Source organism: Bradyrhizobium sp. 186, from assembly GCF_023101685.1.
Taxonomy (GTDB): Bacteria; Pseudomonadota; Alphaproteobacteria; order Rhizobiales; family Xanthobacteraceae; genus Bradyrhizobium.
In genome coordinates, this window is the sequence record NZ_CP082164.1 from 4,489,653 (window position 1) to 4,515,429 (window position 25,777).

Sequence of the window (25,777 nt, forward strand, 5' to 3'; positions counted from 1 at the left end):
AGATTCACTGGGGTGAGGGGTCTGTCTCCGCAGATGGAGACCTCTCATCCGGCGCTTCGCGCCACCTTCTCCCACAAGGGGAGAAGGGCGGAAATGCGCTGCGGTGACCCTGCGAACAGAGCGCTTCTCTCAAGCGTTCGAATATTTCTTCAGCTCGAACCGCGCGATCTGGTTTCTGTGAACTTCGTCCGGTCCATCGGCAAGACGCAGCAGCCGCGCGGTTGCGTAAGCCTGCGTCAATCCAAAATCGTTTGAGGTGCCGCCGCCACCATGGGCCTGGATCGCCCAGTCGATGACCTGGCAGGCCATGTTGGGCACGGCGACCTTGATCATTGCGATCTCGCTTCTTGCCACCTTGTTGCCGACCGTATCCATCGCATGCGCCGCATTCAGCGTCAGCAGCCGGGCCTGCTCGATCATGATGCGCGCTTCGGCGATACGCTCCTGCGTCACCGTCTGCTCCGAGACCGGCTTGCCGAAAGCGACGCGGCTGCGCACCCGCCGGCACATCTTTTCCAGCGTGCGTTCGGCAAGGCCGATCAACCGCATGCAATGGTGGATGCGGCCGGGGCCGAGGCGGCCCTGCGCGATCTCGAAACCGCGGCCTTCGCCGAGCAGCATGTTCTCTTTCGGCACGCGCACGTTGGTGAAGACGACTTCCGAGGCGCGGTCGGGCACGCCGTAGAAGCCGAATACGGGGAGGGCACGCTTGACCTCGACGCCCGGGGTGTCCATCGGGACCAGGATCATGGATTGCTGCTTGTGGCGATCGGGATTGTCCGGATCGGTCTTGCCCATGAAGATGCAGATCGTGCAGCGTGGATCGGTCGCGTTGGTCGTGTACCATTTGCGTCCGTTGATGAGGTAGTGGTCGCCATCGCCCACGATCGAGCTTTCGATGTTGGTCGCATCCGACGAGGCGACCGCAGGCTCGGTCATGGCGAAGCAGGAGCGGATCTCGCCGGCGAGCAGTGGCTTCAGCCAGCGCTCCTTGTCCTTCTCCGTACCGTAGCGCTCCAGCACCTCCATGTTGCCGGTGTCGGGCGCCGAGCAGTTGAACACCTCTGGCGCAAGGTGCGACCGGCCCATCACCTCGCAGAGCGGGGCATATTCGAGATTGGTGAGGCCTGCACCGTGGCTCGATTCCGGCAGGAACAAGTTCCAGAGGCCTTCGGCGCGGGCGAGCGGCTTCAGCTCCTCGACGACGGGATAGACCTTCCAAGGCCCGAGCTCTTCCGCCTCGCGATAGAATCGCTCCTCGTTCGGATAGATGTGCCGGTCCATGAAACTCTCGAGCTTGCGCTTGAGCTCGACGACTTTTGGCGACATCGGATAGAGCATCTCTCGTCTCCTGTGGATAGGTCAGCGCCTGCATTCGGGGCAGGCTGGATTCGAATCGTGCCGACGATCGCGCGGCACCGCGCCGCATCTTCATCAGCTGGCCGATCGCAACTTGCGTCAGAACCCACTTGGTGCGCTGCGATGTTAACGATCATTCACACGCTGTCTTGCGTCGTGCAGCGATTGAGAAGCGAGCAGGACAACAAGCAGCAACAAACAGCAACTGTTGCCTTCACGGTACGGGCAATTCGAAACACTGTGCCTAAGATAGGCCTCAATTAAAACGGGGGCAGAAATCATGACGAGACAAGGGGACTTTGGACGCGCATCCGTACGGATCGCTCGCCTTTAGTTCGCCCATCGACCAGCCGCGGAACGCATTGTCCTAGATCGCGCCCGGGCTCTTCCAACACCCAGGAATTTCTGCCCGTCGATCCGCTACGTGCGTGATCGCTGGCTTCTTGCGTTCAAAGACGAGCATGAGCTTGAGGCCGAAGCTGTGGTCTCATGTTCAACTTAAGAGTTAGATATAGGCGAATTTCAACCGAAAATTCAGCAAAGGAAATGGAGACCGACATGCACACACATCCAGGACGCTCTCTAACTCGCCGCCGTGGACTCGTAGCCGCAATTGCCGCGGCGAGCGCGATGATCGCTTCACCCGTTCTTGCCGGCGGTCCGCTGCCTGCACCAATTGCCTCCTGGACCGGCTTCTACGCCGGCGTCCACGGCGGCTGGGGATGGGGCAAGTCGGAGTTTCGTGACCCCAATAACAGCTCTGCCAACAATCCGTTCTTTGCGTACTACAACGGGCCGCTCGCTGGCGGGCAGCTCGGCTACAACTGGCAGCAGGGCAACTACATCCTCGGTGCGGAGATCGACGGCTCCTGGTCTTTCGTGAAGGGTAACACCAGCAGCAACACGGGCACGATCTCGTCGAGCACCAACAACGGGGTCGGCTACACCGGGCTCGCGACCGCAACGGGACGCCTCGGCTACGCGTCGGGCCAATGGCTCGCCTACGCAAAGGGCGGTGCCGCTTACGCCCGCATGGAGCTTTCGTCGAAGTTCACCGCGCAGCTCACCAATTACAATCGAGAGCTGTTCGGTGCTGTAGGCGGCGTCGGGTTGGAAGTGGCCTTCCTGCGTAACGTCTCCGCCAGGGTCGAGTACAACGCGATCTTTCTTCCGGCGGAAACGCTGCACTGGGTGAGCCCGGACACGACGTCCGAGATCAAGCACTTCGTCCAGGTGGTGAAGGCCGGCATCAACGTGCGATTCAACGGCGACGACGGCCTCCCGCGCTAATTCCCCAGCACAATCGAAACAGCATGCAACAGAAATTCTTGGAGACAACCGCCATGTTCACCACGTCCATGAATCGCCGCGCCGCCCGGACGATCGCCGCCGCCGTCAGCGCCGGCTTCACCGCCATGATCGCCGTGCCGAGCCACGCCGCTCCGGTCGAGTACGTCAAGGTCTGTTCGTTGTACGGCGCCGGCTTCTTCTACATTCCGGGTACTGACACCTGCACGAGCGCCAACCAGATCGTGACCAACCAGTTCGACCTCGCGCGTGCGCAGACCCGCGCCTCGACCGGCACGGCGATGGCTGCGTCGCTGGTCGCGCCGTGGCTTCCGACCGGCACGAACTACGCGGTCTCGACCCACTGGGCGACCTATGACGGTCAGCACGCCGCTGGCTTCTCGGGCCTGGTGCGGATCTCGGGCAACTTTGTGTTCTCGGGCGGTTTCTCGCTCGGCCTGGACAAGGGAAACCTCACGTCCTCCTCCAACCGGACGCAGACGGAATTCGGCACTGCGATCCCGGCGCAATCGTGGAGTGACATCCGTGGTCTCGGCCGCGCGGGCTTCATGTACGCCTGGTGAAGCACGCGACACTCGCTCCGAAAATTCATTCTGACATTTTGAAAGATCATCCCATGACAATCTCAATCCTGCGATCGGCGCGCCGCTTCCTCTCCTGCGCTGCCGTCACGCCGCTTCTCGCGGCCATGTCGCTCACCGCCACCTCTGCGATTGCAGCCGATATGGCCGTGAAGGCTCCGGTCGTCGCCCCGGTGCCGCTCTGGAACGGCTTCTACATTGGTGTTCACGGCGGCTACGGCGTCGGAAGCAGCCGTCTCGTCGATCCGAGCTTCGCTTTCGCGCAGGACCGCTTCACGATGGATACACGCGGCGCGATCGCAGGTGCGCAGGTCGGCGGCAACTGGCAGTTCGACAACCTCGTGGTCGGCGCCGAGCTCGATCTCTCCTGGGCGTCGATCAAGGGCAGCAGACCCAGTGATCCCGCGAACATCTTGTCCGGCCTTGCGGTGGCGTACCATGCGCTGGCGACTGGAACCGGCCGCATCGGCTACGCATTCGGTGACCTGCTCGGCTACGTCAAGGGCGGCGTCGCGTGGGCCAACATCGACTACCAGGCCTTTACCGGCACGCCGTTCCCGGTCGACATAAACCACCAGCGAACCGGGTTGATCGGCGGCGTGGGTCTCGAATACGCGCTGACGAACAATCTCTCGGCGCGACTGGAGTACGACTATCTGTATTTCGGTCCGGCTGCGATCGCGCTGACGACACGGATCAGTCCGCAAAACGTCAACCATGAGCTCCATCTCCTGAAGCTCGGCGTGAACTACCGCTTCAACGGCGACGCCATCGTTGCTCGTTACTGAGCAGCGCCACCGTCATTGATTGGAGACAACCATGTGGAATCAAATCAACGCGGCACGATGCGTCCTCGGACGTAGCCTGCGCGCGGTTCTCGCGACCGCTGCTCTGGTTCTGGCGATCCCGACGCCGGGCCATGCTGCGGTCGAGTACGAAAAGGTGTGCTCGCTTTACGGTGCCGGCTTTTTCTACATACCGGGGACCGACACCTGCGTGAACGCGCAGCAGACTGTGCAGAGCCAGTTCGACCTTGCACGCCAGCTCACCCGTGCGGCGACGGGAACGGCCATGGCCGCTTCACTCGTCAATCCGTTCCTGCCTGACGGGACCAACTACGCGATCTCGACCCATTGGGCCGTGTTCGACGGGCAGCATGCGGCCGGTGTCGCCGGGATGATCAGGATCCAGGGGAATCTGTCGCTGACCGTGGGCATCGCGTTCGGTCTCGATCGCGGCAGTCTCACGTCCACATCCAACCGGACCGCGACGGAGAGTGGCGTGGCGATCCCGGCGCAGTCGTGGAGCGACGTGCGGACACTGGGACGCGTAGGCCTCCAGTATTCCTGGTAGGCCGGCGCTGAAGAGCCGTAACGCGGAGGCGCCACCCGGACGATTTGCATGACGTCCGGGTGGCGCAGATCCTGCGAGCGCAGGGAACGGCGGCTAGCCGATTTCGAGATAGTCCGGGCCGGCCAGTTTTGGGAACGGCGCCGTCGGCAGCGTCTGATACCAGAACGCGACCGAGGCGATGTCGTCCTGCAACGGAAGATACTTTAGCTCCTTGATGCCGGGCAGCCAGCCCAGCGCCTGGATCGTCACGCGCAGATCGTTTTTGAAGCGCACGGGATCCGGGATGTGCCAGCGATACATGCCGAACCGCTGCTGCGATTTGTAGACGCCGTCGGGGCGGATCACCTGGGGCAGACCGGCATAGGGCGTGGTGAATTCCTGGTAGCGCGATTGCTGTGCCGGGCCCTTGCCGGAATGGGCAACGTAGGGATCGAAATTATACGCCCCACAGAAATAGTCTTCGGTGCCGGTGCCGCAGATCGTCCGGGAATTCGCCGTCGCCGTCGATGAAGAATTTGATCTCGCCTTCGCCCCACCAGCCATTGTTATTGACGCCCCAGGCCATGTAGGTGCCGGCATAGTGGCCGCGGCCTGTGACGCCATCGAGGATGGTGTAGACGTCCTTGTAGGGCAGCGGGTTGGTGCGCCGAAACTGCGCGTGAAAGTAGGCGCAATCCTCAGGCACCTCGGTCAGTGTATAATTGATCTGGTAGTAGACGGTCAGCTGCTCCTCGCTGCGGTTCTCCAGCGTGAAGCGCGCGCGCTGGCGGAACGGCATTTCCCAGTAGCAGTTGAAGGCGCGGCCGGGATTGACGCAGACCGCGAGCGAGGACACTTGCGCGAACTCCTCCCATCCGCAGGCAAAGAAATCGCCGGCCGGACATTCCACGCTCGGCTGCTCCTGGTCGTCCCAGTAGATGCGCAGGATCGAATGACGCAAACGCCCGCGCGCCAGCGTCATCCAGATCTGCTGGATCGCGCCTTGCCCGGCGATGTCGGCAAGGGTGAACGTCGCGCCGGGCTCGATGACGACATAGGGTGAAACTTTCCAGCCCTGGCCGAGATCACGCGCTTGGCGGGCGGCGGGGCCGTCGACGGACATGCCGCCTTTGCCCTTCTCACCGGTGAAATTCTCGGGGCTGATCGAGCGCGTCAGCGCGTTCGACAGGCGCGACAGATTGCCGAGATGCATGCCCAATCCGGAAAAGGCCATGATGTCCTCGATAAGGGATTAGCGACGCCTCGATATATCGCCCCCGAATCTACCAAAAGGTGAAGACGACCGCGCACGGAGAGGGGGCCTTGCGCTATCCCGCTTATGCGACGTGGTACTCCCTGAACTTCTCGCGCAGCGCCGATTTCAGCACCTTGCCGGTGCCGGTCATCGGGAATTCGTCCAGGAACTCGACGGCATCAGGCATCCACCAGCTCGCGAGCTTCGGGCGCATGTGGTCGAGCAACGTTTTGCCATCGACCGTCGCTCCCTTCCTGCGGACGACGAGGAGCAGGGGGCGCTCCTGCCACTTCTCATGCGCGATGGCGACGACGGCAGCTTGCAGCACGTCGGGATGGGACAGCGCGATGTCCTCAAGCTGGATCGAGGAGATCCATTCGCCGCCGGACTTGATCACGTCCTTGGAGCGGTCGGTCAGCGTGACATGGCCCTGGGCGTCGATCACAGCCATGTCGCCGGTGATCAGCCAGCCGTCACGGTCGAGGCCTTCGTCGAGCTTCATGTAGCCGGACGCGACCCACGGCCCGCGGGCACGCAGATGACCGACAGTCTTGCCGTCGCGCGGCAGCTCGTTGCCGCCGTCATCAACGATGCGCAGACTCGTGCCGAAACAGGCACGGCCCGACACCTGGCGCCGGTCGAATATTTCCCTGTCGCTGAGATGCTCCGAGCCCGGCCTCAAGCCCGGCATCGAGCAGCCCAGGGCCTCGGTCATGCCCCAGGCCTGGATATAGTCGATATCGTACTCGCGCTTCAGCTTCTCGACCATCGCGCGCGGCGGGGCCGAGCCGGACGACAGCGTTGCGCGCAGGGTCGAGAACTTGTTGCCGGTCCGCCCCAACCAGTCGAGCAGGATCAGCCAGAAGCTCGGCACGCCCGCCGACAGCGTCACCCTCTCGCCCTCAAGCAGTTCGTAAAGCTTATCGGGTTCGTAGTTGCGGCCGGGCAGCACCAGCTTCGAGCCGGTATAGGGCGCGGTGAACGGCATGTTCCAGCCATTGCCGTGGAAGAGGGGCGCCATCGGCATCATCACCTCGCGCACGCCTTCGTCATGTCCGGGCAGGAAGTCGAAATTGCTGCAGGTCATGGTCTGCAGGATCGCGGCGCGGTGCGAATAGATCACGCCCTTCGGATTGCCCGTCGTGCCCGACGTGTAGCAGATGGTGGAAGCGGATTTTTCGTCGAACAGCGGCCAGGCGAAGCCGGCGTCGCTCTCCTTTTCCAGCAGCTCTTCGTAGCAATAGACGTTCGCAAGCTTCGTCTCCGGCATCCGTTCGCGCGAGGACATCACGACGTAAGCTTCGATCGTCGTCAACTGCGGAGCGATTGCCTCGACGACCGGCAGCGTGGCACGATCGATGAACAGCAGCCGGTCTTCGGCATGGTTGAGGATGTAGACGAGTTGCTCGGGAAACAGCCGCGGATTGACGGTGTGCAGCACATAGCCCATGCCGGGTGCGGCATAGAACATCTCGAAATGGCGGTGGGTATTCCAGGCGAGTGTACCTACGCGGTCGCCAGGCGTCATCCCGAGCCGCTTCAAGGCCAGCGCCATGCGCTTGATGCGCGGATGCGCATCGGCATAGGTGTAGCGATGGACGTCGCCCTCGATCTCGCGCGCGACGACCTCCGCTTCGCCGTGATAATCGGCGGCGTACTGGATCAGGCCGCTGATCAGGAGCGGCATGTCCATCATCAATCCCTGCATTGTCCCCTCCGAGCCGCCATGTCGTTGCACGGCGCGCTTGTGATTTGCGCGCACGGTAGCGGAAGGTGACGGGGCGTTCACGCAAAAAACGGCAGACGCGATTGCATGCGTCACTTTTTCGGGGCTAACTGATGCGAGCTGCCGGCGAAGCAGCGTCCGCCGTGGAGGAAATGGATGTCAGCGGAAAAACACAAGACCGGCGCAGCCGGCGAATCTACCATCGACATCGACATCGACATCGACATCGACATCGACATCGACATCGCCTCGCTGCGTGCGCGCTATCGCGCCGAGCGCGACCGTCGTTTGCGCTCTGAGGGCAAGGCGCAATATGTCGAGGTGACCGGCGATTTTGGTCGCTATCTCGATGATCCGTGGGCCGACCACGGCTTTGCGCGCGAGGCCGTCAGCGAAGAGACGGAGGTGCTCATCGTCGGCGGTGGCTTCGGCGGCCTGCTCTGCGGTGCCCGTCTGCGCGAAGCCGGTATTGATGATTTTCGCATCGTGGAAAAGGCTGCCGACTTCGGCGGCACCTGGTACTGGAATCGTTATCCCGGTGCAACCTGCGACACCGAGAGCTACATCTATCTGCCGCTGCTGGAGGAGACCAGCTATATGCCGGTGCGGAAATATGCGCGGGCGCCGGAGATCTATGAGCACTCCCGCCGCATCGGCCGTCACTTCCGCCTCTACGAGCGCGCACTGTTTCAGACCGTCATCTCGCGTATGACATGGCAAGAGGATGAGGCACGCTGGCTGGTCGAGACCGATCGCGGCGACTGCATCCGAGCGCGCTTCGTCATCCTCGCGGGCGGTCCCCTGAGCCGGCCGAAGCTTCCGGGTATTCCCGGGATCGAGACCTTCAAAGGCCATAGCTTCCACACCAGCCGCTGGGACTACGCCTACACCGGCGGTAGCGCGGAAGGCGGCCTCACCGGTCTAGCCGACAAGCGGGTCGGCATCATCGGCACCGGCGCCACCGCCGTGCAATGCGTGCCGCATCTCGGCCGCTCGGCGAAGGAGCTCTATGTGTTCCAGCGCACACCGTCTGCGATCGGCGTGCGCGACGACCGGCCGACGGATCAGTCCTGGGCAGAGAGCCTGAAGCCCGGCTGGCAGCGCGAGCGCATGGACAATTTCACGGCCGTGATTTCGGGCGAGCCGTTCGAACAGGATCTGGTGCAGGATGGCTGGACCGGCCTGCTCGGCGAGATACTGCTTGCGCCACGCCACCAGCCGCAGCCGGTAACCTCGATGGAAGAGGCGCTGAAGGTGATCGAGCAGGCCGACTACCGCAAGATGGAGGCGATTCGCGCACGCGTCGACGCTGTCGTAAAGGACGAAGCGGCCGCGGCGGCGCTTAAGCCTTGGTACAAGGCGTTCTGCAAGCGGCCGTGCTTCCACGACGAATATCTCGACACCTTCAATCGGCCCAACGTGCACCTCGTCGACACCATGGGCAGGGGCGTCGAGCGCGTCACCGAGTACGCCGTCGTCGTCGATGGCAAGGCCTATGAGCTCGACTGCCTGATCTATGCCAGTGGCTTCGAGGTCGGCACCGACTACGCCCGTCGCATGGGCTTCGAGGTCTACGGGCGGGACGGCATGAGCCTGTCCGCGCGCTGGCACGACGGCGTCAAGACGCTGCATGGGTTCTACAGCCGCGGCTTCCCGAACTGCTTCCTGATCGTCACGGTGCAGGCCGGCCAGAGCGCCAACTTCCCGCACATTATCGACGAGCAGTCGCAGCACATCGCCTACGTGATCGCAGAGGCGCGCAAGCGCGAGGCCCGAACGCTGGAGCCGACGCCTGCCGCCGAGAACGCCTGGGTCGACGAGGTCGTGAAGGCCGCGCTCGGCCGCCAGACCTATCTCGCCGAATGCACGCCCGGCTATTACAACAACGAGGGCGTGTTCGATCCGATCGCGGCTCGCAACAGCCAATACTGGCGCGGGCCGGTGGCGTTCCTGCGGCTGCTCGAGCGGTGGCGCAAGGAGGGCAATCTGGACGGACTGGAATTGACCTTCGGGGCCGCTACGGAAGCACGCGACTCCGCAGTTCCGGCTTGAACGGCATGATCCCGGCCCCGTCAGGCGCAACACGGCTCTACGTCATCGTCGGCGATCCCATCGCGCAAGTGCGCTCGCCCGCGGGCATGACGGCGGCGTTTGCTGCGCGCGGTCATGACGGCATTCTCGTGCCGGTCCAGGTCTCGGTTGCGGACTTGCCGGATTTCCTCTCGGTGGCGACGCGGTTGAAAAACCTCGACGGCATCGTCGTCACCATCCCGCACAAATTCGCCTGCTATCAGGTCTGCGCGAGCGCGACCGAGCGAGCGCACTTCCTGCGCACGGTGAACCTGATGCGCCGTCGCGCCGACGGCTCGTGGCACGGCGACATGGTCGATGGCCTCGGCTTTGTCGGCGCCGCGCGGGCGAAGGGGATCGATCCTTGCGGCATGCGGGCGCTCCTCGTCGGCGCCGGCGGGGCGGGCTCGGCCATCGCGCTTGCGCTGATCGAGGCCGGCGTCGGCGAGCTCGCCATTCACGACAGCGCCGAAGAACGCCGCGACGCGCTGATCGGCCGGCTCAATGGACTCGGGAAAGCGCCTGTAAGGATCGGCACCGCGGACCCCGCCGGTTACGATTTCGTCGCCAATGCCACGCCGGCCGGGATGAAGGACGGCGATCCGCTGCCGGTCGACGTCACGCGGCTGGCGCCGTCGGCCTATTGTGGCTGCGTGATCACCAGGCCCGAAATCTCCCCCTTCATTGCGGCGGCCCGGAAGCTCGGCTGCATCACTGCGACCGGTACGGACATGTACCAGCAGCATCAGAGCATCATGATGGATTTCCTGCTGGGGATGAACGGCGGACGGTAAACGGCCGTTCGATGTCAAGAGCGTTACCTGCATCGATTGGGCCCATCTGGGCTTGAGCGATCATGGCTGACGTAGGATCATGCGCCCGCGCGAGCCGGTCGCGCATCTCAGGGAGGGAACGCGCAATGACCAAGGGCAGGACCGTTGCGACGGCCATGATCGGCGCGACCACGCTGCTGCTTTCCCTGGTGCCCGCGGCCGAGGCCGCGCAGTGCGGCAGCTCTCCAGCCGGGTTTGAAGGTTGGAAGCGTGAGTTCAGCGGGGAGGCGCAGGCCAAGGGCATCGGCCCGACCGCGCTCGCGGCGCTGATGCAGGCCAATTACGCCAGTGCCACCGTTGCGGCCGATCGCGGCCAGCGCAGCTTTTCGCTGTCGCTCGATCAGTTCCTCGCCAAGCGCGGCGCCACCACCATTGTCGCGCGCGGCCGCTCCCTGAAGCAATCCCAGGCCGCCCTGTTCGCCTCGATCCAGCAGCGCTACGGCGTGCCGCCGGGACCGCTGATCGCGATCTGGGGCATGGAGACCGGTTTCGGCAGCCAGCGCGGCAACCAGAACATGCTGTCGTCGATCGCAACGCTTGCCTATGACTGCCGCCGCCCTGAATTCTTCACCGACCAGCTCTACGCCGCGCTAAAGCTGATCGACCGTGGCGCGCTGTCGGGGGCGACCCGCGGCTCGATGCACGGCGAGGTCGGCCAGACCCAGTTCATGCCCAAGAACATTCTGGCCTACGGCACCGGCAATCTCGAGGTCGCCGCCAACGCGCTGAACTCGACGGCGAATTTCCTCAAAGCCCATGGCTGGCGGGCGGGAGCCGGTTACCAGCCGGGCGAGCCGAATTTCGCCGCCATCGAGGCCTGGAATGCCGCCGGCGTCTATCAGAAGGCGATTGCGCTGATGGGGCGGCAGATCGACGAGGGTGGCGGCACGGCTGCGTCGAGGTGAGTCGCTCCGCAAGGTGTGACCGGCCGTATACGAGAAACTTGTTGCCGTCGGGAACTGTCGGCACGAGGATTGCTTTGATCAGGGCAGGGCTGGGCATGAGGAGATTCAACATGGCTACCCAGATCGTGATGGACCAGAGCGGCGACACGCGTCACGAGTTTGATCCCGACAATGCCGAAGCGCTGGCGCGGGCCGAACAGCGTTTTCGGGAGCTGACCGGAGCCGGCTTTACCGCCGCCTTGCGAACCGGGCCCGGTGAGGTCACCCGTATCCGATCGTTCGACCCGACCGCGCATGAAACGCTGTTCTATCCCCGCCTGGTCGGCGGTTGATCTGAGCTGCTCATGATCGCGGCAGCTTGGTTTCGCGCGCCGGCGCGAGCGCGCCTGCATGCGCTGCGCGAACTTTACCGGCGCTTTTTCGGCGAGAATACGCCGGACGCCCGCGGCCGCCGGCTGTTGTGCGAATGGCTGTCGCCCGCTCAGCGTGCGCAGTTCGAGCAGCACCGGCATTTCGATGTCATCGGCTGCGATACCGGCAAGCGGTATCGCATCCACTACGGCACCGCCGCCAACGTCCATGAGATCGACGATGCCGGGATTGCGACGATGGGCTGGTGCTTCGTCCCGTCAGGCTTCCTCACGCCAGGCGACGTGATGCTGGCCCAGAAGATCGCGCTTGAGACCGACGAGAAGGCGGCGCTGACACTCGCCAACCGGTTTCCGCCGGCAACGCATTCAGAGCAGTTTTACCGGCGGCCGTTCTAGATCAGCGCCGCCAGCGCCACTCGATTAGAAATGCGTGGTGCGGAAAGCGTCCAGCGCGTGCGCCGCAAACACGCCGATACTGCAAAGGGCGAGCACGGCAGAGATCAGCTCGATCATAGCTCTTCCTCCCGCAGCGGATAAGCGACGAGATGCTGGCAGCAGGAATAATCCCAGATGAGGTCGAGGAAGAATTGCATGGTGGCCGTCCCTGTCTGATTTTGACAACTAGATAACCGGCCATCTGTTTCAGGCGTGTTTCGTCGATTTGGAAAAGGGGTTTCGCGGGGAACCCTGGGCTGGTTTTGGCGGGACAGACCCGCCGCCATTGTCCGTCCCTTTAGACGCCCGCGTCCGGCGGGCGGCACATCCATATTGCGAGGCAAAATAATGGCACAGGTGGAGTGGTTCGACGATCTCGCCGTTGGAATGCGCTTCAAATCCCCCGAGGTTCAGGTCACCGAGGCCGACATCAAGCGCTTCGCGGCCGAGTTCGATCCGCAGCCGATGCACCTCGACCACGAGGCCGCCAAGGAAACCCTGCTCAAGGGCCTTGCTGCGTCGGGATGGCACACCGCGGCGATTGCCATGAACCTTGCGATCCAGACCCGTCCCTTCGGTCCGCATCCGCTGATCGGCGCGGGCGTCGACGGCCTGCGCTGGGCAATTCCGGTGCGCCCCAATGACCGCCTCCACCTCGAAGGCGAGGTGATGAGCCTGACGCCGTCGAAATCGAAGCCGCAGGGTATCGCGCTGGTGAAATGGACGATGTTCAACCAGAACGGAGAGGAGGTTTACACCTTCACCCCGATTGCGATCGTGCCGCGGCGGGGGTAACCCGAGCATCCTTCACCATAGGCGGTGGGCTTCCCGAAGCCCTTGCGGCCCGCCGGGAGAGATGGTCATCTCCGGTCGGGGAATACGCTGGAGGCTGACATGAAACGATTTCTTCTCGCCGCGTTGCTGCTCGCGGGCGCCTTGAAGTTCTGCGAGGAGAACCGGAAGTAAAGTCCCGACGCCGGCTGCGAAGTCGACAAGACTTGCAGGACAAGATTGGGCAGCTGCGAGACGGCGCGTAACCCACGGCACACAGCTCGCCCGCCGTTCGCATTTATCCTAGTCTTTGGCGAAAACGTCCAAGCCGCATCCTGCGGTTGACGTTACCCAAGGACAATGTTCGATACTTCAGCATCTCGCTGCAGCGTTTTTTCCTCGTCGAAGGCGCTCGCGGCGGGATTTTCCAATCCGTTCGTTCACTGACGCGCTTTCGAGGCGCTGGCGTGTCTATGCGGCACGCCAATTGGTTCAAACGAAATCATCATTAGAAAGTTATCGCGAGTCATTCGATCGGATGACGCGATTTTACGCGTTCTCTTCTACGAGACGCCACAACGATCTCTTGTTCGACGCGTTCGATCTTTGTGTGAAGCGACTCACAGCGAGCAGAAGTGAATCCCGTCAATCTCGCGTACAGGTTGAGAGAAGATTGTCATGCGAACGGCGTCATCGAATTTGGCTGGCAAGTTCCGCGACATCTTCGATCGCGTCGCCGCGGCGTTCCGCGCGCAGCGCGCGATCGAGGCCCGACGCGCATTGCATCGTTATCGCCACTTGCTGGAGGAGCAACACGACACGTCGCCTTTGAATGAAATCATTCCCGTCTGCAACGAAGAGGATATTTTAGGACATGCCCACGGATCTGATGCGCGCGAGCGCGCCGCCGGCGACCCCACGTTCGAGCGCGCGTAACGTCAATATCGTGGCGATGGCGCTCACCGCGGCGCTCGTCACTCTTCAGCTGGTCGGGTTGGCCATGCTGCATCGCTCGCACGCGCAGCCGGTCTCGCCATCGCTGGTGAATTCGCACGATAGGGCGATTTGTACGGAGAGCGCCGACGTTCCCGCAGCGCAGACGCCCTACGACTGACCGGAGAGTTCATCGTGCCGGATATCACAACCAGCATTCTGCTCAGCGTTGCCGTGTTTTCCGGAGCATTCGTCTCGGAGCTTTCCGGGTTCGCGTTCTCGGCCGTGGCGGGCGCGATCCTGCTGCGGGTGTTTCAGCCGCTGGAGGCCGTGCCGCTGATGATGGCGTGCAGCATCGGCGTGCAGGCCACCAATCTGTGGGCGCTCCGGCACAACATTCGCTGGGAAGGCAGCCTGCTCCTGATCGTCGGCGGATTGATTGGCGTTCCCATCGCGGTTTCGCTGTTGCAGACCACCGATACGCATCTGCTCAGGCGCGGCTTCGGTATCGTTGTCACGCTGTACGCGGCCTACATGCTCCTGCGGCCGACGCTCGTAACTGCCGGCGAAACCGTCGGCCGGCACTGGGTCGCGCTGATCGGATTCGGGGGAGGGCTCGTCGGCGGCTTGACCGCCATGCCCGGTGCGATCCCGACGATCTGGTGCGACATGCGCGGCATGCCCAAAAGCGAGCAGCGCGGCCTGGTACATCCCTTCATCGCCGCGATGCAGCTCTTCGCAATCGTGCTGCTGGTCGGGCACCAGGGTCTGTCGTCGAAGGTCCTGGTCGATCTCGCGATCAGCCTGCCTGCGCTCTTTGCAGGATCCGCGCTCGGCGTCCTCGCCTTTCACCGGATCAACGAGACGGTCTTTCGCAAGACCGTGCTCGTTCTGCTGCTCCTGTCAGGCATTTCCCTGATCTAATGTCCGAGACCTTGGACTGGGGCTGCGCTGGTATCGCCGCCGTGATGCGTCAGCGGCTTCATGCCGGTGACGGTACGAAGCAGCACATAGAACACCGGCGTCAGGAACAGGCCGAACACGGTAACGCCGATCATGCCGGAGAACACCGCCACGCCCATGGCGCGGCGCATCTCTGAGCCGGCCCCGGTCGAGAGCACCAGCGGCAAGACGCCCATGATGAACGCCATCGACGTCATCAGGATCGGACGGAGCCGCAGCCGGCTTGCCTCGATCGCGGCCCGGATCGGCGTGCGCCCTGCAAATTCGAGCTCGCGCGCGAATTCGACGATCAGAATTGCGTTCTTGGCGGAGAGTCCCACCAGCACGATCAAGCCGATCTGGGTGAAGACGTTGTTGTCGCCCTTCGAGATCCAGACGCCGAACATCGCAGCTAACAGGCCCATCGGCACGATCATGATGATCGAGAGCGGCAGCGTCAGGCTCTCATAGAGCGCCGCCAGCACCAGGAACACGAGGAGGATGGCGAGCGGAAACACCCAGAGGCCGGAATTGCCCGCGATGAATTCCTGATAAGTCAGGTCGGTCCATTCGAAGGCAAAGCCGGGTGGTAGCACTTCTGCTGCGATCCGTGTCGCGACCTCCTGCGCCTGACCGGAGGAATAGCCGGGCGCAGCCGCGGCGTTGATGTCGGACGACAGGAAGCCGTTGTAGCGGATCGCACGCTCCGGACCGGCGCTCTGGCGGATATTCATCAGCGCCGACAACGGCACCATGTCACCGGAGGACGAACGCACCTTCAATTGCCTGATGTCGTCGGCGCGCGCGCGGAACGGCGCGTCGGCCTGGACATAGACCGAATAGGTGCGGCCGAATTTGTTGAAGTCGTTGACGTAGTAGGAGCCCAGATAAATCTGGAGCGTGTTGAACACTTCCGTCACGGGCACTCCTAACTGGAGCGCCTTGGTGCGGTCGATGTCGGCGAAGAGCTGGGGAACGTTGACCTGGAAGCTCGAGAATACGCCGGCGATCTCCGGCGCCTTCTGCATCGCCGTCATGAACGCTTTCGTCGCCTCATTCAGCGCCTCATAGCCGAGACCTGCACGATCCTCGATCTGCAGCTTGAAGCCGCCGATGGTGCCGAGTCCGTTGACCGGCGGCGGCGGAAACATGGCGATGAAGGCTTCCTGAATCCCGGAGTATTTCTTGTTGAGATCGGCCGCGATTGCGTTCCCGCTGAGTGCCGGACCCTTGCGCTCCTCGAACGGTTTCAGCGTCGAGAACACGATGCCGGCGTTGGAGGAGTTGGTGAAGCCGGAGATCGACAGGCCCGGAAACGCGACCGAGCTCTCGACACCGGGCTGGGTCAGCGCGATGTCGCTCATCTTGCGGATCACGTCTTCGGTGCGGTCGAGCGTCGCTCCATCAGGCAGCCGCGAGAAGCCGACCAGATATTGCTTGTCCTGGCCCGGCACGAATCCGCTCGGCACCTGCTGGAACAGAACCGCGGTGAGGCCGACCAGGACCACGTAAAGGCCCATCACGGCGGCCTTGCCCGAGATCACCTTGGTGACGGTGCCGCTGTAATTCTCCGAGGAACGGGTGAAGGCGCGGTTGAAGCCGCGGAAGAACCAGCCGAGCGCCTTGTCGAGGATTAGCGTCAGCCTGTCCTTCGGCTCGTTGTGGCCCTTGAGCAGCAGCGCCGACAGCGCCGGCGACAGCGTCAGCGAATTGACGGCGGAGATCACGGTGGAGATCGCGATCGTCAGCGCGAACTGCTTGTAGAACTGACCGGTGAGGCCGGAGATGAAGGCGAGCGGCACGAACACCGCGATCAGCACCATCGCGATCGCGATGATCGGGCCGGAGACTTCCCTCATCGCCTGGTAGGTAGCGTCGCGCGGGGACAGTCCACCCTCGATGTTGCGCTCGACGTTCTCGACCACGACGATGGCGTCGTCGACGACGATGCCGATCGCGAGCACCAGGCCGAACAGGCTGAGCGCGTTGATGGAGAAGCCGAACACGTGCATCACGGCAAAGGTGCCGACGATCGAAACCGGCACGGCAAGCAGCGGAATGATCGAGGCGCGCCAGGTCTGGAGGAACAGGATCACGACCAGCACCACCAGCGCGATCGCCTCCAGCAACGTGTGGATCACCGCCTCAATCGAGGAGCGCACGAACTGGGTGGGGTCGTAGACGATCTGGTAGGACACGCCTTCCGGCATGTTCTTCTTGATCTCGGCCATGGTGGCGCGGACGTGATCGGAGATCTCGAGCGCGTTGGAGCCCGGCGCCTGGAAGATCGGGATCGCCACCGCCTGCTTGTTGTCGAGCAGCGAGCGCAGGCCGTATTCGGAGGCCCCGAGCTCGATGCGCGCGACGTCGCGCAGCCGCACCACCTCGCCACGCGAGCCGGTCTTGACCACGATGTCACCGAACTGCTCCTCGTTGGCAAGTCGGCCCTCGGCATTGACGGAGAGTTGCAGGTCGATGCCCTTGACGTTCGGGGAGGAGCCAACCACGCCGGCGGCGGCCTCGACATTCTGCGCCTGGATCGACTTGACGATATCGCTCGCGGTCAGCCCATGCTCGGCGGCCTTCTGCGGATCGACCCAGACCCGCATCGAATAGTCGCCCGCGCCATAGAGCTGGACGTCGCCGACACCGTCGATCCGCGCCAGCCGGTCCTTGACGTTGAGCACCGCGTAGTTGCGCAAATACGTCATGTCGTAGCGGTTGTTCGGCGACAGCAAGTGCACGACCATGGTGAGGTCGGGCGACGACTTCTTGGTGGTAATGCCGAGCTGGCGCACCACGGCGGGCAGGCGCGGCTCGGCCTGTTGCACGCGGTTCTGCACAAGCTGGGTCGCCTTGTCGGGATCGGTGCCGAGCCGGAACGTCACCGTCAGCGTCATCGCGCCGTCGGTGGTCGCCTGGCTCGACATGTAGAGCATGTTCTCGACGCCGTTGATCTGCTCCTCGATCGGCGTCGCCACCGTTTCCGCGATCACCTTCGGATTGGCGCCGGGATAGGTCGCGCGCACCAGGACCGACGGCGGCACGACGTCCGGATATTCCGAGATCGGCATCGCGAACAGTGAGATCAGGCCCGCGAGAAAGATCAAGACGGAGAGCACGCCGGCAAAAATCGGCCGGTCGATGAAGAATTTTGAGAGATTCATGACTTTGCCCCGAGCGCCAAGAGAAGCTTAGCGCTGAACGATCTGCTTGTTGCCGTCACTTGGCTGCGGCCCGCGCGCACCCATCGCGGCGACCTCCGTCTTGAGGAGGGCACCGGGACGCACGCGCTGCAGGCCATTGACGATGATGCGGTCACCGGGCTTCAGGCCCGCCGTCACGATGCGCAACCCATCGACGGAGCCGCCGAGCGTGATCGGCCGGTAGACCGCGCGGCTGTCGTCGCCGACCGCCATCACGAACTTCTTGTCCTGGTCGGTGCCGATCGCGCGCTCGTCGATCATCACCAGCGTCTGCTGCTTCGGCTGGCCCATGCGCACGCGCGCGAACTGGCCGGGGATGAGACGCCCGTCCTCGTTCGTAAATACTGCACGGACGCGGATGGTGCCGCTCTGGCCGTTGACCTGGTTGTCAATGAGCTGGATGTGGCCCTTCGCCGAGAGGCCGCCGGAGGTCGCCATCGCGACCGGAATCTGGTCGAGATGGCCGCGCTTGCCGGAGGCGTCCGCGATCGAATTCAGCGCGCGCAGCACGACTTCCTCATCCGCATCGAACGACGCATAGATCGGATTGACCGAGACCAGCGAGGTCAACACCGGGGATGAGGTGCCGGCGGCGACGAGATTGCCGACGGTGATTTCGATCTTGCCGACCCGGCCGTCGACCGGCGCGCGCACCTCGGTGTAGTCGAGATTGAGCTTTGCGGTCTGGAGCGTCGCCTCGGCCGCCTTCACGTTTGCAATTGCTTCGCGATTGGCGTTGTCGCGCTGGTCGTAGTCGCGGCGGGTCACGACGGCGTTGCCGACCAGCTGCGCGCCGCGCTCGAGCTCGCTCTGGGTGAACACCACGCGCGCCTTGGCGGCCTCGAGCTGGGCGTTGGCCTTGTCGACCTCGGCCGCATAAGGCGCCGGATCGATCTTGAACAGCAAGTCACCGGCCTTCACCAGCGCGCCTTCGGTGAAGTTGGTCGACAAGATCGCACCCGCAACACGCGGGCGGAGCTCGATGCGGTTGACGGCTTCGAGCCGTCCGGAGAAGTCGTCCCACAGCACGGTCTGCCGCGGCTCGATCATTGCGACGGTGACGGAGACGGCTTGCTCAGTCGCGGTGGCCGTCGCGGTCGCCTGTGCCGCATGAAAGTAGCGGCCGGTTGCGATTGAACCGGCCGCGGCGAGGGTGCCCACGATGGCAACGCCACCGAGAAGGCGAGGAAAACGGCCGAGGCGGGAGGTATTTTGGGAGGGGGGCATTTGCGCGCTCCAGATATGTAGTGTTCACTACAGATGTGGAGCTGGATGTCGCAGTGCAAGATACTTATGTATCATTCACTACGAAAATCTTAGCCGTGGATTGCGAAAAATGGAAGACGGCGGAGAAAAGAAAGTTAGAACAAATAGATAGGATCAGGCGTTAGCTCGATATCCGACGCCGATTCGAGGGAGAAACACAAATGGCCATGGGACGCCCCCGTGAGTTCGACGCCGATGCGGCGTTGGACCAGGCGATGGAAGTGTTTTGGCGGCACGGCTACGAGGGCGCCACCATCGCAGAGCTCACCGAGGCCATGGGTATCAACCCGCCGAGCCTTTATGCCTGCTTCGGCAACAAGGAAGGGCTGTTGAAGGCCGCGCTCGACCGCTACACCAAGTTGCGCGGCGTCTGGATGGACGAGGTGGTCGCCGCACCGACCGCCCGCGGCGTCGCCGAGCGCATGCTGATGGGCATCGCCGACAAGCAGACCGATCCTGCCAATCCGCCCGGATGCCTGCTCGTGCAAGGCGGCATCGCCTGTGGCACCGGCTCCGAAAACGTCCCCTTCGAGCTCGCCGCGCGCCGCGCCCAGAACGAAGACCAGCTGCGCGACCGCTTCATCCGCGCCAGGGCCGAAGGCGATCTCAAGCCGGCGTCGGATCCGGCAGCGCTCGCGCGCTACGTCTCGGCCGTCGCCGTCGGCATGGGCGTGATGGCGTCGTCCGGTGCCGACCGCGAGGCGCTGCGGCAGGTGGCGGATGTGGCGATGCAGGCGGTCGAGGCGCAGTCGGCCGACCGAAAGTAACGGCTGCCAGCGTCGCGGCCTCTATCATCTCGCCGATTGCATTGCAGCCAGCACCGGCGGCGGGGCAAAACCGCCGAACTCGCGTTCGAGCAGCTCGGCAAGCACGATCGTCGTGCGGTCCTCGAGATAAGGCCCGATGATCTGCACACCAATCGGCAGGCCCGAAGGCGATCGATCGATCGGAACAGCGGTCGCAGGCAGGCTGCAGGTTGATGCCGGGTCCGCCCAGATGAAGCAGGCGTCGGCGTAGGGGTATGCCTTGCCATCGATGTCGAGTTGCCGCGCATCGAACGGCTCGGAATGGTCGTGCGGAAAGGCCGGCACGGCGGCCGCCGGGTAGATCACTGCATCGAAGTCGCCGAAGAGCTCTTGCCATTGTCGTTGCAGCTGCAGGCGCGCCGCGTCGGTCGCGAGCCACTCACGATGGATCATGGCCCAGCCGCGGGCGCGCTCGGCCTGCAGGCTGTGGTCGTCGGGCGCCAATGCAGCGGCAAGTCCTTGCGCTTCAGCGAGGGCGGTGGGTGTCAGGCGCGGACTTCGCGCTGCGTTCAACAGCTTCATGTAGAGCCGCGCGGATTCGGCGAGATCGGGCAGCGACGTGCTTGAGCGCGCGACCCGCGCGCCCGATCTGTCGAGCCGGTCGGCCAATCGTCCAATGGCCGAACGCACGGCGTCTCCCGTCGGCATCAGCGGATGGGTATCGATCACGAGGATCCTGAAATCCTTGAGCTGGGTATGCCGCGGGGCGGGCAGCGCAAGGCGATAGCCGATCCCGTCGCGCGTCTCGTCGGGGCCGGCAATCACGTTGAGCGCCAACGCCAGGTCCGAGGCAGTGCGCGTCATGGGTCCGACCACAGCCAGATCGCCCTGGCCCGGAACGGGTGGTGCCGGCGGCAGACCGTATCCGCGCAGCGGGACCAGGCCGAGGCTTGGCTTGTGTCCGAACACACCGCAGAAATGTGCGGGTACCCGGATCGAGCCGCCGATGTCCGAGCCGATCGAGAGCGGACCGAAACCCGCGGCCAGCGCCGCCCCCGATCCGCCCGAGGAGCCACCGGGCGACCGGCCGAGGTCCCACGGGTTGTTCGTCGTCCCGTGGATGTCGTTGTAGCTCTGGAAATCCCGGAGGCCGATCGGGATATTGGTCTTGCCGATGATAATGGCGCCCGCCTGCTTCAACCGCGAGACGACAAGGGCGTCTTCCGCCGGTTGAAAATCCCTGAAATGCGGAAAGCCCCATGTCGTCGGCAGGCCGGCGACGTTGAAGGGCTCCTTCAAGGTCACGGGGATGCCGAGCAGCGGCCGCCACTCGCCGCGGCCAAGCGCGGCATCGGCAGCGCGCGCAGCGTTTCTTGCGCGATCGAAATCACGAACGATGACGGCATTGATCTCCGAGTCCAGCGCCTCAATGCGCGCGATCGTGTGCTCGAGCAGCTCTGACGCAGATATCCTGCGCGCTTGCAGGGCGCTCAGAAGCGCGCTGATCGAGCCGTAATCCAAATCAACGGCCTCTGCGGCCAACCCTCGTTGCATCACGATCTCCATTGTATCTCATCGCCGTGTCGATGCCGTCGCGGCTGCAAATCGATCTGAGTATCGAACATGCAATTTGTGGAACGGGATGAGGAGGCGGCGCAACGGGAACCAGACCTGCCCGCCGATCGGGGGCGCGAGGTGGTCACGGTCAGCGAATGTCGAGCTGTCTTGCGAGGGACGCGGCTTCGACACCGGCATCGATGTCCAAGCCTTGCGTTCGAAGCGGCGATGCCTTCCGAACGGTAAATGGCGGTCGGCTCGATGGTGAATTCACAATCGGGCGATCATGCAATCCTGCGCCTGTTTTGCCCGACGTGTCAAACGTCGTCGCTGGCAGGCCTCGAGCCATGCCGGACGAAATTCTTCAATGATTTCTACTTTGCATGGGGTTGTTTTCGCGTTTTTTGGTGGAGCGTCCCCAAGGAGCGAGGGGCCAGAGCATCCGCCGCCGGAATCCGGATCGATGCGGGAACCCCTAAGTGCGATGTGCGGGCGTTGCCGATCGCGCCGAAGGCGGCGCTTGGTCGCCAGATCACGAGCTACGCACTCCTGGCCGCGCTCTACGCCGCGTCGATGGGCCTGTACGCGCTGCTGCTCGCGTGGCATTGGGGGCGGTGAGGCCGTCCACCGTGCAGGCCGTTGAGGTGCTGTCGAGGAGAGGGCGGTCTCTGGACAAGCGAAGACAATGTTCGCCCTGACGTTTCTTGGGACTTCGGCAAGCGTTCCTTCCGCAGAGCGCAGCCATCCGGCCCTCCTCGTGGAGGCCGCGGGCAAGCGTATCCTGATTGATTGCGGTGAGGGGACTCAACGTCAGTTGCTGCGTAGCGGCGCCGGCTTTCGGCGTCTTGATCGCATCTTGTTGACGCACGGTCATTTCGACCACGTACTCGGTATCCCCGGCCTCTTTTCAACGTTGCGGTTGCGGCAGAACGCCGACGTGATGACCATCCATGCAGGGCCAGGCACGCTCGACATCGTCGCCCGAATGCTTGCGGGCTTGTGGGGCGCGGGAAGGGCACCGATACCGGTGGAATTCGTGCCACTGACGGAGGGACCGGTCATCGATGCGGGCGAATACACCGTCGACTGCTTTCCCGTCCGCCATCGCGACACGGACAGTTTCGGCTTCTCGTTCCAGAGCCCCGCTCGCCGCCACCTTCAGCCCGACCGCCTCGCGATGCTCGGTGTTCCGGACGGTCCGATGCGCAGAGAGTTGGCTGAAGGAAGACCGGTCGTGGTCGAGGGCGGCAGGGCGATCGATCCGGAGGATGTCCTGGGGCCGCCGAGCGGCTCCAAGAAACTTGTGGTCATCGGCGACACCGAAACCACCGAGGGGCTGTCAAAATACATTGCTGACGCCGACGTGCTGGTGATCGAAGCGACGTTCCTCGATCGCGACGCGTCGACCGCTCGGGATTACGGCCACCTCACCGCGGCAGAAGCGGCTTCGTTTGCGGCCGCCAACAACGTCGGGCAACTCGTGCTGACCCACCTGTCGGGACGTTATCGGGACGAAGAGATATTGGCCGAAGCGGCACGAGTGTTTCCGAACAGCCGGATCACCGCCGACTTCGATCACATCGTTGTCTAGTCGTCGCGACTCTTCCTGGCGAGGCTCTGCGCCTGCGGATGAAGGCCGGCCCATCGAGCACTAAGCTATAATTTACCCGGCATATCGCCTTCGATCGCGGCAGGTATCTGGCGATCAGTTCACGCTTGCCAAGAAGCCAGCCAGAATTGTCCGGCTTTGGCTGAGCGTCACCTATGACCGATCGCTACGATCGGTCGCTTCGGGTGGCAAGATCGTTCAGATTGGTGTTTTGACAGGGGTCGGTCCGAAGCCCGGACCACGCGCGCCTTCAGTGGGAAAATGCCGACATCATCGGTATCACCGTCGGATCGGTCGAACATTTCGCCGCTATGAATCGTTTCTTGACCGACAACGCGATCCACCCAATCGTCGATCGCGTCTACGGCTTCGACGAGGCCCCGAAGCATTCGCCTATCTCCGGACCAGCTCACATTTCGGCAAGGTCGTTGTGAAGCTGTAGGCATGGCGGCAAATCGCCTTGGAGCAGGGTGTCAGACGATTAGGTGAAGAACTCGCCGGTCCAGTTGCGCCGGATCGCATCCACGTGCCAGCCCAATGCTCGTCGCGTGTTCGTCGGGGGATCCGGGACATCGTTGCGGACATGGCTATCTGGGCCTCTCGGGCTGTGCGCGTGCCGCCCTTCGCTCCGCAACCTGAATGTTCCCCGTGTATCGAATATCCGGCCATAACCGTCGGCCGGGAAAAATGATCCTGCGATCGGAAAACGCGTCGGCTGCTGCCGAACCATAAGGAAGGTGCTTTCCGCCGCAGTTTCCGAAAGCAGAACTCCGACGGCCGTGTTGATCGGAGCGAGGCCGATCGGTGCATCGGCCTCCGGCTCGACCTTGCCGGCTGCGTTCGCGATGGTAATGAATTCCGAGTTTGGACCGCAGCGGGATACGATAATCCATCGTCGGATCGTCCGTCGGATCGAAGTCGGTCGGTCGTATGCCGCGAACGAGAATTCCGCAGCCATTGCAACGACAAAGCCATTTTTCAACATGCGGGCCATCTAAACCATTGTGGTCAATGCGGATCATCGTGTGGGGGCGTGAAACCAGCGTGAATTTGATCGGTCGAGATGAGATCGCGCGAATTTTTTTTTGACCTTCCGCCGGGGCTTGATGGCATGCTGGCGGTCGCACCTGTACCCTGCCGGGGTAGCGGAATTCGACCGATGGAAGCCTCGAAGGCAACCAACCAATTCGAGCGGTTGGCCGCATACCTGGCGGGCCCGCCAACGCACGGCCGCGATAGCGACCTCGAAGTCATCCTCGAAAAGCTCGAATACCTCCCGCTCGGCGGGACGGATCCATCGGAAACGCGCCATCGCATTGCGCTCCTCGAAGCGGCGGGCAGATTTTCCAGTGTCTTTCAACTGGCTTCGCGTGACGCTCCGGGAGCCACATTCTTCGGCGCGAAAATCAGCGCGGCGGGCATCGATTCCACCTTCTTGCATCAGGCACGATCGAGTGCGTCCGGCGCCGGCCTGTCGCTACGTCAGGCTTTCGAGTCATGCATCGGAGAAGGCGTGGAGTATCTCTCCCAGTTCGAGACTGCGCTGGACCGGCTTCAGGATGGGGCGATCGAAGATGGCCTTGCCGCCTTCGATCCTGCTTCCCGGGCAGTCCTCTCCGAGTTCATGCGGCCGTCGGCGCGTAGCGATGTCGATTGGATCGAAGCGACGCAGCTTTCGAGCGGTCGGCCGGTGCGGTTTCCCGCGGATTTGTGCCTGCGGCGCATTCCTGAACGCAGCGCGCTCACGCCGCCATTCAGCTTGAGCTCGGGCTGTGCGGCCGGCACCTCTTTCGAGGCAGCCGCATTGCACGGGATGCTGGAGCTGGTTGAGAGAGATGCGGCCAGTCTGTGGTGGCGCGGCGGCATTCGCGGGCGGCTGGTTGCGCTCGAAGGTCACGCCATCGCGACGGCCGCAGCTTTGGTCGCTCAAGCCCGGCGCGGCGTAACGACCAGGCGGTCCTGGCTCCTCGACATCACGACCGACATGGACGTTCCCTGCATCGTCGCGATGTCGTGCCGTGCTGATGGAGGCGGCTTCGCCTGCGGGCTGGCGGCCCGTCTGAACTTCCAGAACGCGGTCCGTTCGGCGCTCATGGAGATGTGCCAAATGGAGTTGGCCTATGCAGTCGTGGAGCAGAAGCGCCGGGAGGGAGGCGACCAGGCGCTGAACGAATACGACCATCGCCACATCGCCCGTAGCACGCTGATCGACGCGACGAGGTGTGAATTGCTGCATCCGGTCGCCCCAAACCGCCCGACCGCTGAGTTCAGCCCGGGCACGCCGGCGGGGCAGCTCCACGCCCTGGTCGAGAGATTATCGGCCAGAGGTATCGAGACGTTTGCGATTGACCTGACCCGTCCCACGTTCGGCATCCCGGTCGTGCGGATCGCAGCGCCCGCGCTTCAGATGGAGCCTTCCGAAGTCGCGACCGAACGGCTGGCGTCGGCGCGAAGCCGGACGGGAGGAGGCGATGTCTATACACGTGGAATTGGTTTGTTATAGTTGCTTCTATTCATAAGTGCGGTTTACGGAGCGGATCGGAAGTGAGCGCTCGAGCACCTCTGTCGAAAT

The 25,777-nt window shown here is 63.4% G+C and carries 24 protein-coding genes and 1 pseudogene; 17 read left to right on the forward strand and 8 right to left on the reverse strand.

Going from position 1 to position 25,777, the window contains the following annotated elements:
• Window positions 1–129 precede the first annotated feature (129 nt).
• Complete coding sequence (locus IVB18_RS21420; protein ID WP_247990944.1) at window positions 130–1,341, reverse strand: acyl-CoA dehydrogenase family protein; 1,212 nt, start codon at window positions 1,339–1,341, stop codon at window positions 130–132.
• A 648-nt stretch (window positions 1,342–1,989) separates the two neighbouring features.
• Between IVB18_RS21420 and IVB18_RS21425 the strand changes: the two genes are divergently transcribed.
• The 4 genes from IVB18_RS21425 to IVB18_RS51655 all read left to right on the forward strand — a co-directional run bounded on the left by IVB18_RS21425 (window position 1,990) and on the right by IVB18_RS51655 (window position 4,601).
• Window positions 1,990–2,649 carry an outer membrane beta-barrel protein gene (locus tag IVB18_RS21425; RefSeq protein ID WP_247990945.1) on the forward strand — a complete coding sequence of 220 codons (660 nt, stop codon included), beginning with the start codon at window positions 1,990–1,992 and terminating at the stop codon, window positions 2,647–2,649.
• A 53-nt stretch (window positions 2,650–2,702) separates the two neighbouring features.
• The gene (locus IVB18_RS21430; protein WP_247990946.1) at window positions 2,703–3,230 is read left to right on the forward strand and encodes a porin; all 528 of its coding nucleotides are present in this window, start codon (window positions 2,703–2,705) and stop codon (window positions 3,228–3,230) included.
• Between the two features lie 53 nt (window positions 3,231–3,283).
• The gene (locus tag IVB18_RS21435; RefSeq protein WP_247990947.1) at window positions 3,284–4,036 is read left to right on the forward strand and encodes an outer membrane beta-barrel protein; all 753 of its coding nucleotides are present in this window, start codon (window positions 3,284–3,286) and stop codon (window positions 4,034–4,036) included.
• A 103-nt stretch (window positions 4,037–4,139) separates the two neighbouring features.
• Complete coding sequence (locus IVB18_RS51655) at window positions 4,140–4,601, forward strand: porin (RefSeq protein WP_256477114.1); 462 nt, start codon at window positions 4,140–4,142, stop codon at window positions 4,599–4,601.
• A gap of 93 nt (window positions 4,602–4,694) precedes the next feature.
• Here IVB18_RS51655 and IVB18_RS21445 read toward each other — a convergent pair whose 3' ends face one another.
• From IVB18_RS21445 to IVB18_RS21455, 3 genes are all read right to left on the reverse strand, one after another.
• On the reverse strand, window positions 4,695–5,144 hold the full coding sequence (locus IVB18_RS21445) for a DUF2961 domain-containing protein (protein WP_247990948.1): 450 nt from the start codon (window positions 5,142–5,144) through the stop codon (window positions 4,695–4,697).
• The gene (locus tag IVB18_RS21450) at window positions 5,038–5,814 is read right to left on the reverse strand and encodes a glycoside hydrolase family 172 protein (protein WP_247990949.1); all 777 of its coding nucleotides are present in this window, start codon (window positions 5,812–5,814) and stop codon (window positions 5,038–5,040) included. The genes IVB18_RS21445 and IVB18_RS21450 overlap by 107 nt, the downstream gene beginning before the upstream one ends.
• Before the next feature lie 103 nt (window positions 5,815–5,917).
• On the reverse strand, window positions 5,918–7,543 hold the full coding sequence (locus IVB18_RS21455) for a long-chain fatty acid--CoA ligase (protein WP_247990950.1): 1,626 nt from the start codon (window positions 7,541–7,543) through the stop codon (window positions 5,918–5,920).
• A 174-nt stretch (window positions 7,544–7,717) separates the two neighbouring features.
• On the opposite strand from IVB18_RS21455, the gene IVB18_RS21460 reads away from it, so the two are divergent.
• From IVB18_RS21460 to IVB18_RS21495, 8 genes are all read left to right on the forward strand, one after another.
• Window positions 7,718–9,613, forward strand: a complete 1,896-nt coding sequence (locus tag IVB18_RS21460; RefSeq protein WP_247990951.1) for an NAD(P)/FAD-dependent oxidoreductase — start codon at window positions 7,718–7,720, stop codon at window positions 9,611–9,613.
• Window positions 9,614–9,618: 5 nt separating this feature from the next.
• Window positions 9,619–10,425 carry a shikimate dehydrogenase gene (locus IVB18_RS21465; RefSeq protein WP_247991692.1) on the forward strand — a complete coding sequence of 269 codons (807 nt, stop codon included), beginning with the start codon at window positions 9,619–9,621 and terminating at the stop codon, window positions 10,423–10,425.
• A gap of 125 nt (window positions 10,426–10,550) precedes the next feature.
• The gene (locus IVB18_RS21470; RefSeq protein WP_247990952.1) at window positions 10,551–11,369 is read left to right on the forward strand and encodes a lytic murein transglycosylase; all 819 of its coding nucleotides are present in this window, start codon (window positions 10,551–10,553) and stop codon (window positions 11,367–11,369) included.
• 110 nt (window positions 11,370–11,479) lie between these two features.
• On the forward strand, window positions 11,480–11,701 hold the full coding sequence (locus IVB18_RS21475; RefSeq protein ID WP_247990953.1) for a hypothetical protein: 222 nt from the start codon (window positions 11,480–11,482) through the stop codon (window positions 11,699–11,701).
• A 12-nt stretch (window positions 11,702–11,713) separates the two neighbouring features.
• Window positions 11,714–12,136, forward strand: coding sequence for a hypothetical protein (locus IVB18_RS21480; protein ID WP_247990954.1), 423 nt, complete (start codon window positions 11,714–11,716; stop codon window positions 12,134–12,136).
• Between the two features lie 387 nt (window positions 12,137–12,523).
• Complete coding sequence (locus IVB18_RS21485; protein WP_247990955.1) at window positions 12,524–12,970, forward strand: MaoC family dehydratase; 447 nt, start codon at window positions 12,524–12,526, stop codon at window positions 12,968–12,970.
• 654 nt (window positions 12,971–13,624) lie between these two features.
• A complete protein-coding gene (locus tag IVB18_RS21490; RefSeq protein ID WP_247990956.1) occupies window positions 13,625–13,882 on the forward strand; it encodes a hypothetical protein in 258 nt (85 codons plus the stop codon).
• A gap of 192 nt (window positions 13,883–14,074) precedes the next feature.
• Window positions 14,075–14,803, forward strand: a complete 729-nt coding sequence (locus IVB18_RS21495) for a sulfite exporter TauE/SafE family protein (protein WP_247990957.1) — start codon at window positions 14,075–14,077, stop codon at window positions 14,801–14,803.
• Here IVB18_RS21495 and IVB18_RS21500 read toward each other — a convergent pair.
• Together IVB18_RS21500 and IVB18_RS21505 are read right to left on the reverse strand one after the other, a co-directional pair.
• Entirely contained in the window at window positions 14,800–17,988 is a 3,189-nt protein-coding gene (locus tag IVB18_RS21500; RefSeq protein ID WP_247990958.1) for an efflux RND transporter permease subunit, read from the reverse strand. The genes IVB18_RS21495 and IVB18_RS21500 overlap by 4 nt on opposite strands.
• 27 nt (window positions 17,989–18,015) lie before the next feature.
• Window positions 18,016–19,254: an efflux RND transporter periplasmic adaptor subunit gene (locus IVB18_RS21505; RefSeq protein ID WP_247990959.1), complete on the reverse strand. Its 1,239-nt coding sequence runs from the start codon at window positions 19,252–19,254 to the stop codon at window positions 18,016–18,018.
• 200 nt (window positions 19,255–19,454) lie between these two features.
• On the opposite strand from IVB18_RS21505, the gene IVB18_RS21510 reads away from it, so the two are divergent.
• Complete coding sequence (locus IVB18_RS21510) at window positions 19,455–20,060, forward strand: TetR/AcrR family transcriptional regulator (protein WP_247990960.1); 606 nt, start codon at window positions 19,455–19,457, stop codon at window positions 20,058–20,060.
• Window positions 20,061–20,084: 24 nt separating this feature from the next.
• Here IVB18_RS21510 and IVB18_RS21515 read toward each other — a convergent pair whose 3' ends face one another.
• Window positions 20,085–21,605 carry an amidase gene (locus IVB18_RS21515; protein WP_247990961.1) on the reverse strand — a complete coding sequence of 507 codons (1,521 nt, stop codon included), beginning with the start codon at window positions 21,603–21,605 and terminating at the stop codon, window positions 20,085–20,087.
• A 237-nt stretch (window positions 21,606–21,842) separates the two neighbouring features.
• Between IVB18_RS21515 and IVB18_RS21520 the strand changes: the two genes are divergently transcribed.
• The 3 genes and pseudogenes from IVB18_RS21520 to IVB18_RS21530 form a co-directional block, all read left to right on the forward strand.
• Entirely contained in the window at window positions 21,843–22,214 is a 372-nt protein-coding gene (locus IVB18_RS21520) for a hypothetical protein (protein WP_247990962.1), read from the forward strand.
• Between the two features lie 67 nt (window positions 22,215–22,281).
• A complete protein-coding gene (gene rnz, locus IVB18_RS21525; RefSeq protein WP_247990963.1) occupies window positions 22,282–23,187 on the forward strand; it encodes a ribonuclease Z in 906 nt (301 codons plus the stop codon).
• 169 nt (window positions 23,188–23,356) lie between these two features.
• Window positions 23,357–23,647 (forward strand): annotated as a pseudogene (locus IVB18_RS21530) (zinc-binding dehydrogenase); the annotation flags it as partial.
• Window positions 23,648–23,686: 39 nt separating this feature from the next.
• On the opposite strand, the gene IVB18_RS21535 reads toward IVB18_RS21530, so the two are convergent.
• Window positions 23,687–24,199: a hypothetical protein gene (locus IVB18_RS21535; protein ID WP_247990964.1), complete on the reverse strand. Its 513-nt coding sequence runs from the start codon at window positions 24,197–24,199 to the stop codon at window positions 23,687–23,689.
• A gap of 165 nt (window positions 24,200–24,364) precedes the next feature.
• Between IVB18_RS21535 and IVB18_RS21540 the strand changes: the two genes are divergently transcribed.
• Entirely contained in the window at window positions 24,365–25,708 is a 1,344-nt protein-coding gene (locus IVB18_RS21540) for a YcaO-like family protein (protein ID WP_247990965.1), read from the forward strand.
• The last annotated feature ends 69 nt before the right edge of the window (window positions 25,709–25,777 follow it).

Excerpts from the sequence above, each read along its gene's own strand:
- IVB18_RS21510 (WP_247990960.1), top strand. The coding sequence starts at position 19,455 with ATGGCCATGGGACGCCCCCGTGAGTTCGACGCCGATGCGGCGTTGGAC.
- IVB18_RS21505 (WP_247990959.1), bottom strand. The coding sequence starts at position 19,254 with ATGCCCCCCTCCCAAAATACCTCCCGCCTCGGCCGTTTTCCTCGCCTT.
- IVB18_RS21420 (WP_247990944.1), bottom strand. The coding sequence starts at position 1,341 with ATGCTCTATCCGATGTCGCCAAAAGTCGTCGAGCTCAAGCGCAAGCTC.
- IVB18_RS21450 (WP_247990949.1), bottom strand. The coding sequence starts at position 5,814 with ATGGCCTTTTCCGGATTGGGCATGCATCTCGGCAATCTGTCGCGCCTG.
- IVB18_RS21480 (WP_247990954.1), top strand. The coding sequence starts at position 11,714 with ATGATCGCGGCAGCTTGGTTTCGCGCGCCGGCGCGAGCGCGCCTGCAT.
- IVB18_RS21500 (WP_247990958.1), bottom strand. The coding sequence starts at position 17,988 with ATGAATCTCTCAAAATTCTTCATCGACCGGCCGATTTTTGCCGGCGTG.
- IVB18_RS21430 (WP_247990946.1), top strand. The coding sequence starts at position 2,703 with ATGTTCACCACGTCCATGAATCGCCGCGCCGCCCGGACGATCGCCGCC.
- IVB18_RS21535 (WP_247990964.1), bottom strand. The coding sequence starts at position 24,199 with ATGGCCCGCATGTTGAAAAATGGCTTTGTCGTTGCAATGGCTGCGGAA.
- IVB18_RS21425 (WP_247990945.1), top strand. The coding sequence starts at position 1,990 with ATGATCGCTTCACCCGTTCTTGCCGGCGGTCCGCTGCCTGCACCAATT.
- IVB18_RS21520 (WP_247990962.1), top strand. The coding sequence starts at position 21,843 with ATGGCGGTCGGCTCGATGGTGAATTCACAATCGGGCGATCATGCAATC.
- IVB18_RS21540 (WP_247990965.1), top strand. The coding sequence starts at position 24,365 with ATGGAAGCCTCGAAGGCAACCAACCAATTCGAGCGGTTGGCCGCATAC.
- IVB18_RS21485 (WP_247990955.1), top strand. The coding sequence starts at position 12,524 with ATGGCACAGGTGGAGTGGTTCGACGATCTCGCCGTTGGAATGCGCTTC.
- rnz (WP_247990963.1), top strand. The coding sequence starts at position 22,282 with ATGTTCGCCCTGACGTTTCTTGGGACTTCGGCAAGCGTTCCTTCCGCA.
- IVB18_RS21435 (WP_247990947.1), top strand. The coding sequence starts at position 3,284 with ATGACAATCTCAATCCTGCGATCGGCGCGCCGCTTCCTCTCCTGCGCT.
- IVB18_RS21460 (WP_247990951.1), top strand. The coding sequence starts at position 7,718 with ATGTCAGCGGAAAAACACAAGACCGGCGCAGCCGGCGAATCTACCATC.
- IVB18_RS21465 (WP_247991692.1), top strand. The coding sequence starts at position 9,619 with ATGATCCCGGCCCCGTCAGGCGCAACACGGCTCTACGTCATCGTCGGC.
- IVB18_RS21455 (WP_247990950.1), bottom strand. The coding sequence starts at position 7,543 with ATGCAGGGATTGATGATGGACATGCCGCTCCTGATCAGCGGCCTGATC.
- IVB18_RS21490 (WP_247990956.1), top strand. The coding sequence starts at position 13,625 with ATGCGAACGGCGTCATCGAATTTGGCTGGCAAGTTCCGCGACATCTTC.
- IVB18_RS21445 (WP_247990948.1), bottom strand. The coding sequence starts at position 5,144 with ATGGCTGGTGGGGCGAAGGCGAGATCAAATTCTTCATCGACGGCGACG.
- IVB18_RS21470 (WP_247990952.1), top strand. The coding sequence starts at position 10,551 with ATGACCAAGGGCAGGACCGTTGCGACGGCCATGATCGGCGCGACCACG.
- IVB18_RS21515 (WP_247990961.1), bottom strand. The coding sequence starts at position 21,605 with ATGGAGATCGTGATGCAACGAGGGTTGGCCGCAGAGGCCGTTGATTTG.
- IVB18_RS21475 (WP_247990953.1), top strand. The coding sequence starts at position 11,480 with ATGGCTACCCAGATCGTGATGGACCAGAGCGGCGACACGCGTCACGAG.